Raw genomic sequence first — 11,595 nt, forward strand, 5'->3', positions numbered from 1 at the left:
CCTTATCGTCGGCAGCGTCAGATGTGTATAAGAGACAGGGTTGTCGGGGTGGGGGGCCGGCGGTTCGCGAGCGCGGTGATGACGTCGACGACGACGAAGGCGGCCGGCGTGTAGCCCACGAGCGGGAAGAACAGGCCGAGCCCGGCAAGGGCGACGATCCCGAGCCACGAGGCGGCCAGTTCGCTGTAGAGCCTGCCCGGATCGCCGAGGTGGAGGTTACGGTGCAACTGGTCCACCCAGGTGCGCAGCGGGAGGGCACCGCTGGTCCCGTAGACGGTGAGATCGCCGCGCACCTCCCCCGTGCCGGGATCGACGAACACCGCTCGTGCCTCACCGGGCCCGAGTCCCGGCACGGTGAGCATCACCCGGGTCGTGTCGCCGGGCTCGGGCGCAGGCGCGCCCTGGCGTCGATGTCAGCCCGTCATCTCGGCACCGGAGAAGAACGTGAGGTAGAGCAGCGTCACGTTCAGCGCCACGATCACGGCCGCGACCAGCCATGCGGCCACCTGGATGGGGACGCCGTTGCGGAACTCCCCCAGCGAGCGGTCCCGGGTGAGGAGCACGAGCGGGATCATCGCGAAGGGGATGCCGAAGCTCAGCACCACCTGGCTCAGCACGAGCAGCCAGGTGGGTGACAGGCCGGTCGCCAGGAGGAGGATCGCCGGGACGAGCGTGACGAGCCGCCGGACCAGGAGCGACACCCGTACCTGCAGCAGGCCCGCCATGATCTCCGCGCCTGCGTACGCGCCCACGGACGTGGAGGCGAGGCCCGAGAACAGCAGCCCGATCGCGAACAGCACGGCGATGCCGCCGCCGAGCGCGTCCCCGATCGCGGCGTGCGCGCCCTCGATCGTGTCCGTTCCCGTTCTGCCCGGCAGGTTCGCCGCGGCGAGCAGGAGCATCCCGATGTTCACGCCGCCCGCGAGGACCAGAGCGCACACGACGTCGATGCGCGTCGCCTTCAGCAGGCGCGCGGTGGGCACGCCGCCGGGGCGCCCCGCGAGCGGCCTGTGCCTGTCCCGAGCCAGGGAGGAGTGCAGGTAGATCGCGTGCGGCATCACCGTGGCACCGAGCATGGACGCCGCGAGCAGCAGCGAGTCGGCGCCGTCGAGGCGCGGCACGAGCCCGGCGAGCACGCCCCCGGCATCCGGTGGTGCGAAGAAGAGCCCGGCGCAGAACCCGACGGTGAGGACTGCGAGCATCCCGGTGATCACCGCCTCGAACATCCGCTGCCCTCGCCGCTGCTGCACCGCGAGGATCAGCAGTGACACGAGACCGGTGATGACACCCCCGAGGATCAGCGGGACCCCGAAGAGCAGGTTCAGTGCGATCGCGCCACCGATGACCTCGGCCAGGTCGGTCGCGGCGGCGACCAGTTCCGCCTGGGCCCAGTACGCCAGACGGGCGGGCCGCGACAGCCGCTCCCCGAGCGCCTGCGGCAGCGACCTGCCGGTCACGATCCCGAGCTTGGCGGACAGGTACTGCACGAGAACCGCCATGAGGTTCGCGACGACCAGTACCCACACCAGCAGGTATCCGTACTGCGCACCGGCCGTCAGGTTGGCGGCCACGTTACCCGGGTCCACGTAGGCGATCGCCGCGACGAACGCCGGGCCCAGCAGGAACACCAGTCGCGGGACACGCCGGCCTCGGGCCTCGGCCGACCGCTCAGTCGCCACCGTCATGCACGCACCTCAATTCTTCGCATAGCCGAAACCATAGTTCACGCCTGCCCGGAACAACACCCCTTCAGCGATCGGTGCAAGGATGTGGGCCGTGCTCACCGACGCCCGTCCCGCCCGCGTCCTGACCCGCGCGCTGCTGTCTCCCTGGGGGATAGCGATCGCCTTCGTCGCCGCCCACGCCTGGCTGATCCGCGAGGCGTGGAGCTGGGAACCGCAGATCTTCGGCGACGTCGCGCTCTACGAGTGGTGGGCCCGCCACGGCGTGGAGTCGTCGTGGTGGCCCGTGTTCGACTACGCCTGGGTGTATCCGGTCGGTGCGCTCGTGGCGATCACTCCCCCGGCCTGGGTCTCCCACAGCACCGCCGGCTACGAGTGGGTGTGGCTCGGCCTCGTCACCGCGCTCGACGCCGTCGCCACCGTCTTCCTGGCGCGCGCTCGCCCGCGCGGCCGCGTCGCGGCCTGGTTCTGGCTGGTCTTCCTCGTGGCGCTGGGCCCCATCTTCCTGGGCCGCCTCGACGGAGTGATCGCGCCGGTGATCCTGATCGCCCTGGTGATCGCGGCCAGGCATCCCGCCACCGCGATGACGCTGGCGACGATCGGGGCGTGGATCAAGATCGCGCCCGGCGCCGTGGCCGTCGCCATCGCCGCGACGTCGGGAAGCCTCCACCGGTTCGCGCGGAACGTGGTGCTGCCGGGCGCCACGGTGACCGCCGTCGTCCTCGGCTGGGCCCTCCTGCTCGGGAGCGGCGGTCGCGTGCTCGACGTCTTCGGCGAGCAGAGCGACCGCAACCTCCAGGTCGAGGCTGTCGGCGCCACGCCGTTCCTGCTCCAGGGAATGGACAACCCGAAGTACGACCCGACCTGGAACGACGAGATCTACACCTACGAGCTGCACGGCTCGGCACCCGACCGGATGGCCGAGGCGCTCGACGTCGCGCTGCTCGTGGTCGTCCTGGTCATCGCCGTCCTGGCCTGGTTCGCCGTCCGACGCCGGCCCGAACGTGCCCAGGACGTGCTGCTCCTGACCGCCGCGGCCGGGCTCCTGGCGCTGATCGTGTGCAACAAGGTGGGCTCGCCCCAGTTCATCGCCTGGCTCGGCCCGCCCGTCGCGGCCGCGGTCGCCCTCTACGGCCGCGACCGTGTCGAAGCACGACGCACGTGGCTGCCGCCGGCGATCGCCCTGATCGTCACCGCGTACCTCACCAAGCTGATCTTCCCGGTGAATTATGGGGAGTTTCTTGGGGGCTTCCCTGAAATGACCCTGGTGGCGGCCGTGCGCAACGGCCTTCTCGTGGCACTCTTGCTGGGAGCGGTCGTGCGATTGGTGCAGATCGCGGCCACGGCAGACCGCCGGGACGCCCCGGTCCGGGCTTCCGCGGGTGCCCCGGCGTTGCAGAAGGAGCAAGATGACACGTGACGTTCGCCAGTACTCCGCCCATGCGCTCCTGAGACGTCACCGGACGATGGTCGAGTAGCCACCGTGCGTGTAGCTATCGTCACAGAGTCGTTCCTCCCGCAGGTGAACGGAGTGACCAACTCCGTACTGCGGGTACTCGAGCATCTTGAGCAGCGTGGCGACGAGGCCATGGTGCTCGCTCCCGACGCCGACAGCGGCGCCGTACCGCCCTTCGTCAGCGGGGCACCCGTCGTGGAACTGGGCTCCATCGGCTTTCCCGGCTATCCCGACGTCCGACTCGTGGTCGGCAAGAAGTGGCGCACGGAACGCACGCTCGCCGCGTTCGCGCCCGACGTCGTCCACCTGGCATCACCGTTCATCCTCGGCTGGCGCGGCATGCTGGCGGCCGAGCGGCTGCACCTGCCGACGGTCGCGGTGTACCAGACCGAGGTCCCGGGCTACGCGTCCCGCTACGGGCTGGGCCACTTCGAACCGCTGCTGTGGAAACGGGTCAAGGACCTGCACGAGAAGGCCACGCTCAACCTCGTGCCCTCGACGGCGACCATGCGGCAGCTCTCCGGCCGCGGCATCCCGAACATGCGCCTGTGGGGCCGCGGCGTGGACACGACGTCGTTCCATCCGAGGTTCCGCGACGAAGGATGGCGCCGCGCGGTCGGGAACGGCCGGGAGGTGCTGGTCGGATACGTCGGGCGGCTCGCCGCGGAGAAGCAGGTCGAGGCGCTGAGCGTGCTGCGGGACCTGCCGAACGTGCGGCTCGTCGTCGTCGGCGACGGCCCGGAGCGGGACGCCCTGCACCACCTCCTGCCCGACGCGCACTTCACGGGCCTGCTGCGCGGTCAGGACCTGGCCCGGGCCATGGCGAGCCTGGACGTGTTCGTGCACCCTGGCGAGCTGGAGACCTTCGGCCAGACGCTGCAGGAGGCGCATGCGAGCGGTGTCCCCGTGGTGGCGCCCGCCGCGGGCGGGCCGCTGGACATCGTGCGGCACTCGCACGACGGATGGCTGTACGCTCCAGGTGACCACCATGCACTGCGGCGGCACGTCGCGGACCTCGTGGGCGACGAGCGCAAGCGGCTCGCGTTCGGGGCCTCGGCCCGCGAGCGCGCCGAGAGCCGCACCTGGCACGACATCTGCGAAGAGCTCGTGCACCACTACGAAGACGCGATCCACGTCCACGAGAGGGCAGGATCGGCGGAGGTTTGACCGTGCGCATTGTCCACATCGCGAATTTCTACGGTCCGCGCTCCGGCGGCATCCGGACCGCGATGCACGCGATGGCCGGGCAGTACGTGCGACACGGGCACGAGCCGGTACTCGTGGTCCCCGGCGAGCGTGACTCCGTGTCGCACGTGGACGGCATCCGGCTCATTACCGTCTCGGCACCCCGGGCACCCTTCTCGGGCGGCTACCGCGTGGTGGTGCGCCCGGGCAAGGTGCGGCGGCTGCTCGAGGCGCTCGAGCCGGACCGGCTGGAGGTCTCGGACCGCACCACGCTGACGGGGATCGGCGACTGGGCCCGGAGCGAGGGCGTGCCCTCACTGGCCATGCTGCACGAACGGGTGGACGGCGTGCTCCGGTCGTGGGTTCCCGGGCACGGCCCGGACGGGCGCATCGCGGCACTGGGTGCCGCCGCGGCCCCGCAGTTCGCCGACCGCTACAACCTTGCCACGCTGCCCAAGTTCGACCGGCTGGTCGCCACCACCGAGTTCGCCGCCGGAGAGGTGGAGCGCCTGCGTCGGCGGTCCCGGAACGCGGTACTGCCGCCGCTGGTCCGCGTCCCGCTCGGCGTCGACCTGGAGATGTTCCGGCCCGACCGGTACGACGACGACTTCCGGGAGCAGTACGCGCCGCCCGGGACCACGCTGATCGTGACCGCCAGTCGCATCTCCCAGGAGAAGCGCGTGGATCTTGCCGTCGACGCGGCTGCCCAGGTGATGCGGGACGGCCGTCCGGTGCGGCTCGTCGTCGCGGGTGCCGGGCCGCTGCTGCCGAAGGTGCGCGACCGCGCCGCCGCGGCCGGCCTGCCGCACAAGTTCCTGTCCTTCGTTCCCGACCGGGTGCGGCTCGCAACCCTGTTGAGCTGTGCCGACGTCGTGATCGCCCCGGGGCCCATCGAGACGTTCGGGCTGGCGGCCCTCGAGGCGCTGGCCTCGGGGACTCCCGTGGTGTGCTCCGCGACCAGTGCGCTGCCGGAGATCGTCGGGCCGGCGGGCGCCTCGGCCGCCCCCGAACCGGCGCCGCTCGCCGTCGCCGTTCACGACGTGCTGGACCGCGACCCGGAGACCCGCCGCGCGGCGGCACGGGCGCGCGCGGAGCTCTTCCCCTGGACCGCCACGGGCGAGGCCATGCTCGCGCTGCACGCCAGGCCCACCTTCGAGGACGTGGGCCCCCGGGCCGGCACCCGGACCGACACGGCAGCCGACGGTGTGGTGATGACCGGACCGCGGTCATGACGGCGGCGCCGGCGGTGGTGGTCGCGCTGGGTGACTCGATCACCGTCGGCGTGGGCGACACGGTCGGGCCCGATGCCCGGAACGGCGCGGGCTGGGCTGCGCACCTGGCCGCCGTGCTGCGGGCCGGGACGTTCCACAACCTGGCGAGCAACGGTTCCCGGGCCCGCGACGTCGCCGGCAGCCAGCTCACCGAGGCGCTCCGGCTGAGCCCGGCTCTCGCGACCGTGCTGGTCGGCGGCAACGACGTGCTGCGCAGCGACTTCTCCGCCCGGGAGATCGAGGACGCGCTCGCGTGGACGGCCGGCGCCCTGTCTGCGGCAGGGAGCGACGTGGTGCTCGTACGCCTGCCCGTGATCGGCCTGTTCGAGCTGGCGCCACGCACCGTCCGGCGAGTGATGCGGCGGCGGGTGGCGACGGTCAACGCCGCCGTCGACGCCGCGGCCGCGGCGACCCGCCGCGCGCCGGGTCGCGTCGTCGTGGTCGACGGCACCACGGCCATCGCACCCGCCGGCGCACGGGCATGGCACATCGACCGCGTGCACCCGTCTCCGGCGGGACACCGGCGGCTCGCGCTGGGTGTGGCGCGGGCATGGATCGACCAGCGGCCTCTGCCCGGCCCCGCGCCGCAGCCCGGGGAATTCTCGACACGGCAGGCACCGGCGGGGACCACGCCGTCCGACGCCGTCCTGAAGGCTCACCTCCCCACCGCGCCCGAGCCGCCCTCACGGTGGCAGCGCGCGGGCTGGCTGGTGGTCCACGGCATCCCGTGGACCTGGCGACGCGGCGGGGACTTCCTGCCGGGCCTGATCCGAGCGGTCGCAGCCGACCTCCGGTCGGAGAGGACGCGTTCCCCGGGCGAGCCGAGCACGGGGAGCGCCGATCCGGGGCTCGATCAGGACGAGCACCTGCCGGGGCGGAACCGCCCCGCCGCCGGCTGATCACCTGGTCGATTTCGGGAATTCAAGAGAACCCTGCCTTTAACCCTTTTCCGGCGTTTTATTGTCGTGGGTGAAATTATGCCCCCGCGTGGACAGGCGTAGATTCTTCTGCGTAATTTTGACGCGCCATCCGGAACAGGAAGAGGCATATCTCGGCGCGATGACGCGCGCGCCCCGACCGGCTGCACGCCCGGCGCCGAGCCACAGGGAAAGGGGAAGTTCATGGTTGACGAAACCGTCCGGAGAACTGACAGCGCGGTGGACCGGAACCGCATCGCGGAGGAGTTCGCCACCCGCATGGCGGGAAGGCTCGACCAGGCGAAGATCGACGCCGCGGTCCGGTTGATCCGGGCGACCTCCACGTCCTACCCGGCAGACGGCAGCCTGGCCAGCATGATCTTCTACCTGAAGGTCTGGGTCAACATCAAGAACGGTGGCAAGGAGTTCGAGGGCGACTGCGGTGGCGTCGGCACCCCCGGCGGCGGAGCCCTGTTCGGCGACGTGTACACCGACGACCTCAACAGGCTCTACGCCGAGACCGAGACGTTCGAGCTCAACGCGGCGTCGGTCTACACGAGCATCGTGTTCTTCGACGGGGACGGGAACGCTCTCGGAAACTTCCAGTCCGGGTCGGTCTCGACCGTCGCGGGGATCTTCGGCGGCAAGGGGTCCTGGTCGTAGGAGTCCGATTGCTCCCGCGTCCAGTCCGGACCCGGGACCCCGAGCCCCTGGCCGGCCGTCCGCCGACCAGGGGTTCGACTCCGGCGAGGCGCCCGAATCCCGATACCGGCGAATTCGCCGTCAAACGATCACTCGCCCGATCTTGGCTCACCTTCCACATCCGGAAAAGACCAGGGTCAACATTCGCACGCGCGCCCGATTTCCCTGCGCCGCGCGTCGAGCAGCAGAGAAAGGCAGATTCATGGTTGACGAAACAATCCGGGATACAGATCGCCAGGTGGACCGCAACCTCATCGCGGAGCAGTTTTCCGCACGCATGGCGGGAAGACTCGACCAGCAGAAGATCGATACCGCGGTCCGGGCGATCCGGACGACCACCACGGCGTACCCCGCCAGCGGTTCCGTCGCATCACTGATCCAGTACCTGACCGTCGAGGTCCAGATCCAGAACGGCAAGGAGTTCAACGGCGTGGGTGGCCCCGGCGCCACGAGCCCGTTCGGTGCGGCCATGTACGGCTACGTGCACACGGAGGACCTCAGCCGGCTCTACGCCAAGACCGAGATGTACGAGATCCTCGTGACGTCGATGTACGCGAGCATCATGTTCTTCGACGGGGACGCCAACTTCCTCGGGTACTTCGGGTCCGGAGCCCTCACGATCGAGTCCGGAAGTGCCGAGGGCGCCGTGGGCGTCTACGGCGGCAAGGGTTCCTGGTCCTAGCCAACGCGGCCGCGAACCGGACCAGCTCCGGAGCACCGGGCCCCTGACCAGCCTCGCGCTGGTCAGGGGCTCGCCTCAGGAATCGGTGCTCAGCCCTGCCGGCCGCCGCCCATTCCTCCCATCCCGCCGGCGATCGCCTCGCCGGCCGTAGCCGTGGCCACCTCCTTCCCATCAGCGACGATCGTGTAGGTCTGGCCGTCGACGACGTCCGCGACACTCAGCACGATCGACTGTGTGTCCTTGGTCAGCGTGATGTCGCCGAGCACCGCGCCGCCGTCACCGATCACCTGGAGTTCGGTTCCCGCCGGGAGGGTGTCGAAGGTCGCCGCGACCCATGCCTGCGACGAGTCGGCGTCGGGCGTCTCGGCCATCCCGGAGGACCCGACGGCGATGAGGTTTCCCCCGCTCACGGCGATCCCTCCGTTGGAGTCGAGCGCACCGTTGCCGTTCATGGTCGGGCCGTGGACCGTGGTGTCGCCGCCGGTGATCGTCAGCGTGCCGTTGGAGTCGAGGCCGTCGCCGTCCGCGTCGACCGTCAGCGTGCCGCCGGTGATCGCCAGCGAGAAGTCGCCCGCGCCCTCACCGCCCGGTCCGCCACCCATGCCGCCCATGCCGCCGCCGGGACCCCCCTCCGGCGGCCCGTCGGGCCGCTCACCGTCCCCGGTCGTGGCGGTGTCGTCCGTGGTGGTCGCCCCGGAGGCGTTGAGCCCGTCGTCCGACGCCGTGACGTCGGTGGTGCCACCCGCGATGAGGATGTGCGCGCCCTCGAGCCCTTCGACGGACTCGGTGACGGTGAGCGTCCCGTCCGCGACCACGAGGTCGGCCTCGGCGTGCACGCCGTCGTCACCCGCACTGACCGTGACGTCCCCTCCGAGGAACGCCGCGTAGCCGACGGTGTCCCCGTCATCGTCCGTCCCGTCCTCGTTGTCGGCCTTCAGGCCGTCGTCGGCGGCCGTGACGTCCAGTGTTCCGCCGGTCACGACGAGGAAGTCCTTGCCGCGGACGCCGTCGTCGGCCGCGTCGACGCGGATGGTGCCGCCCGCGACGACGAGTCCGTCCTTCGACGTGATGCCGTCGTTGGAGTTGCCCGTGACGTCGAGCGTCCCGCCGCCGGAGATCACCATGTCGGCGGTGCTGAACAGGGCCGCGTTCGGCCCGTCCTCGTCGCCGTCGTCCTGGTACTCGGCGGCGTCGGTGAGCGAGTTCTCGGAGCCGTCGGCGAGAACCACCGACACGTCGTCGGCGTCCATGACGGCGATGGCCGCAGTGGTGCTGCTCGTGACGTCGACGCCGTCGAGGACGAGCCGGACCAGGCCGTCGGCCTCGGAGGAGACCACCACCTGGCCGTCCGTGAGGGTGCCGCTGAGCCGGTACGTCCCGGGAGCGGTGATCGTCACCGTGGAACCGTCCACGTCGACGCCGTCCCCCGAGGCCTCGGCGGTGTCGCCGTCGAGCGTGACGGCGACCTCGTCGGCCTCGTCCCAGGTCTCGTCGGCGAGTTCGGCAAGTTCGGTGTAGTCCTTGGCGTCGGCCAGGGCGTCGTCCGTCGTGAGCGCGACCTGGGTGGTGCTCGTCCCGGAGGCGACCGTGGCGGTGGTCTCCTCCGCCGCCGAGCTCAGGCTGCAGCCGGCGAGCGCGCCGACGGTGAGATAGGCGGTCAGAGCCGCGGCGAACAGGGTCTTGGGTCGTTTGATGCGCATCAGTGGGTCCTTGCTGCGAGGTGTGCGGAGGGGAGGATCGGGGTGACCGCCGTCCCGAGGGCCGGGTCGGGCCGCGAGTGCCCTTCCGGGATCTGCTCGGTCGCGAGGCGGTGGCGGATCATGCGACGCCACGGGGCGTCGGGAAGGCCGGGGTGCAGGAGCGTCAGCCCGGTCGCGTACTTGGAGATGCGGTCGGGCCGGTGCCCTGACCGCCACAGGATCCGGTCCGCCGACGACGGTCCGGGCCCGCCGGTCTTCGTCTCCACGACGACGAGCCCGTCGAGACGGACCGCGGTTCCGGACGGGCCTGCGCCGGACACGCCGTGCCGGGTCCCTGCGGGAACCGTCCAGACGAGATCGGTGTCGAGGGTGAGCCGCCCGTCCGGGAGCAGCAGCGTGGTGCGCCGGTAGGCGGACCGGAGCGTCGGGGCGAGCGCTCGCGCGGGCGCCGCGTCCACGCCGGCGGCGGTGAGCCGCTGGTCGACGAACCCGTCGGCGGCCCCCAGCTCGGCGGGGCCCGCATCGTGTGCCCGGCGTTCCTTGACGGTCACGCCGCGGCCCGCGCGGGTCTTCACCTCGACGAAGCAGGTGCCGGAGTCGACGTAGGTGCGGGTGCGCACCTTGTACCGGCGTCGGCGGCGGCGGGCCGCGAGGTGGAAGGCATCGAGGCCGGGCGTGTCGAAGTAGGTGGACTCATAGGCGAAGGTGCGGGCCCCGTCGATCTCCAGCACCCGCGTCGCCGGGTCGAGGCCGGCGAGCAGTTCGCGGCACTCGGCGACGTCGAGCACGTACTTGCGGTCGCGTCGCGTCTGCAGGGCGGCGGTGGCGTCCAGCTCGGCCAGGCCGACGGGAGCGAGGTGCCCCAGGGTGTCGGCGATCATCGGCCCGCCCCCTGCCATGCGGCGGCGTCCGACGACGTTCCTGCGGCCGTCGACGCCACACGCGAGGCGGGTGAGAAGCGGACGTCCACGAGCGTGGTGTCGTTCACGAGGTCCAGCTTGCGGACCGACGCCGCGTGGACCGGGCCGCCGAGCAGCGACTCCAGCCGGGCGACGAGGAGGGCCTGGTCGGTCACCGCCTGGTCGAGCACCACGGATCGTGTCTCGTGGCCGGCGCGGGCGAGGAACCGCGGGTGGTCGGCGACCGCCATGATCGCGATGATCAGCAGGCTTCCCGCGATCCCGTACCAGCCCGTGGTGGCGCCGAGCCCGCCCAGCAGACCGAGCGCCAGCGCGGCGAAGTAGTAGGCGACCTCGTGCTGCGCCAGCTCCAGGGAGCGCAGGCGGATGATCGACAGGACGCCGAAGAGCCCGAGTCCGAGCCCGGCCGCGACCGTGCTCGCCGCGAGCGCCGAGCTGACCGCGAGGACGCCGACGTTCACCAGCAGGAAGGCGACCACGAGGTCGCGGCGGCGGTGACGGGGGAAGTAGAGGGCGAGGACGAGGACGACGACGGCGACGAGGTCGACCGCGTAGAGCACGAGGGGTGACATGGCGGGCTCCTGGATGAACGGAAGATGGATTGCTTCTGTCCACCGAGGTAACCGGGGCCAGCCCTGCGGAACCTGCCGCCGCGCTGTGCGGCTCCTGTGAACCGGGTGGCGGCCGAACCGGGTGGTGGCCGACGTCGCGGCCTTGGCCGCCCGGTCGACAAACCGGCCGACCGGCTTGCCCGCCGAGGGCGAGGAGGCACGTCCACACGCTTTCCGGTGGGCCCGGCTATCGATTGGGCGATCCCGGGTCAGAGCCGGTATGCTGCTACGGCCCGCTCCGGCGGGTACCAGGTAGCGTGTCCGAGCGGCCTAAGGAGCACGCCTCGAAAGCGTGTGTGGGTTAACAGTCCACCGTGGGTTCAAATCCCACCGCTACCGCACTGTGATGTCGCAGGACATCGGAATGGCCTGAACCCACGTTTGTGGGTTCAGGCCATTTGTCATGTGCGGGGTGGGTTGCCGCGTGGCTGGTAGTCGCGGGTGAGGTCGATGGTGAGTTCTCGGAGGA

Annotated in this window: 10 protein-coding genes, 1 tRNA gene and 1 pseudogene; 7 read left to right on the top strand and 5 right to left on the bottom strand. The window is 71.2% G+C overall.

Translation table 11 applies throughout. From position 1 onward, the window contains the following. Positions 1–128: 128 nt before the first annotated feature. Positions 129–395: pseudogene (locus HGK34_RS21040) on the bottom strand (PepSY domain-containing protein); the annotation flags it as partial. Between the two features lie 18 nt (positions 396–413). Then, on the bottom strand, positions 414–1,685 hold the full coding sequence (locus tag HGK34_RS21045) for an Nramp family divalent metal transporter (RefSeq protein WP_201851164.1): 1,272 nt from the start codon (positions 1,683–1,685) through the stop codon (positions 414–416). An 82-nt stretch (positions 1,686–1,767) separates the two neighbouring features. Here HGK34_RS21045 and HGK34_RS21050 point away from each other — a divergent pair, with 82 nt between their 5' ends. From HGK34_RS21050 to HGK34_RS21075, 6 genes are all read left to right on the top strand, one after another. After that, the gene (locus HGK34_RS21050; RefSeq protein WP_201851166.1) at positions 1,768–3,102 is read left to right on the top strand and encodes a glycosyltransferase family 87 protein; all 1,335 of its coding nucleotides are present in this window, start codon (positions 1,768–1,770) and stop codon (positions 3,100–3,102) included. A 111-nt stretch (positions 3,103–3,213) separates the two neighbouring features. Next, on the top strand, positions 3,214–4,305 hold the full coding sequence (locus HGK34_RS21055) for a glycosyltransferase family 4 protein (protein WP_504739213.1): 1,092 nt from the start codon (positions 3,214–3,216) through the stop codon (positions 4,303–4,305). 2 nt (positions 4,306–4,307) lie between these two features. Next, a complete protein-coding gene (locus HGK34_RS21060) occupies positions 4,308–5,555 on the top strand; it encodes a glycosyltransferase (protein WP_201851170.1) in 1,248 nt (415 codons plus the stop codon). Beyond that, on the top strand, positions 5,552–6,493 hold the full coding sequence (locus tag HGK34_RS21065; protein ID WP_201851172.1) for an SGNH/GDSL hydrolase family protein: 942 nt from the start codon (positions 5,552–5,554) through the stop codon (positions 6,491–6,493). The genes HGK34_RS21060 and HGK34_RS21065 overlap by 4 nt, the downstream gene beginning before the upstream one ends. Before the next feature lie 222 nt (positions 6,494–6,715). After that, a complete protein-coding gene (locus tag HGK34_RS21070; protein WP_201851174.1) occupies positions 6,716–7,174 on the top strand; it encodes a VapA/VapB family virulence-associated protein in 459 nt (152 codons plus the stop codon). Between the two features lie 277 nt (positions 7,175–7,451). Continuing rightward, complete coding sequence (locus HGK34_RS21075; RefSeq protein WP_201851176.1) at positions 7,452–7,895, top strand: VapA/VapB family virulence-associated protein; 444 nt, start codon at positions 7,452–7,454, stop codon at positions 7,893–7,895. A gap of 89 nt (positions 7,896–7,984) precedes the next feature. On the opposite strand, the gene HGK34_RS21080 is transcribed toward HGK34_RS21075, so the two are convergent. The 3 genes from HGK34_RS21080 to HGK34_RS21090 are packed head-to-tail and all read right to left on the bottom strand — an operon-like array spanning position 7,985 to position 11,087. Further along, a complete protein-coding gene (locus tag HGK34_RS21080; RefSeq protein ID WP_201851178.1) occupies positions 7,985–9,595 on the bottom strand; it encodes a carbohydrate-binding domain-containing protein in 1,611 nt (536 codons plus the stop codon). Then, entirely contained in the window at positions 9,595–10,476 is an 882-nt protein-coding gene (locus HGK34_RS21085; RefSeq protein WP_201851180.1) for a polyphosphate polymerase domain-containing protein, read from the bottom strand. The genes HGK34_RS21080 and HGK34_RS21085 overlap by 1 nt, the downstream gene beginning before the upstream one ends. Then, positions 10,473–11,087 (bottom strand): DUF4956 domain-containing protein, encoded by a 615-nt coding sequence (locus tag HGK34_RS21090; RefSeq protein WP_201851182.1) that lies wholly within the window; start codon positions 11,085–11,087, stop codon positions 10,473–10,475. Before HGK34_RS21090 ends, HGK34_RS21085 begins: the two co-directional genes overlap by 4 nt. A 290-nt stretch (positions 11,088–11,377) precedes the next feature. Between HGK34_RS21090 and HGK34_RS21095 the strand changes: the two genes are divergently transcribed. Next, positions 11,378–11,465: transfer RNA gene (locus tag HGK34_RS21095), tRNA-Ser, on the top strand. The last annotated feature ends 130 nt before the right edge of the window (positions 11,466–11,595 follow it).

This window comes from Myceligenerans indicum (assembly GCF_016742955.1).
Classification (GTDB): Bacteria; Actinomycetota; Actinomycetes; order Actinomycetales; family Cellulomonadaceae; genus Myceligenerans; species Myceligenerans indicum.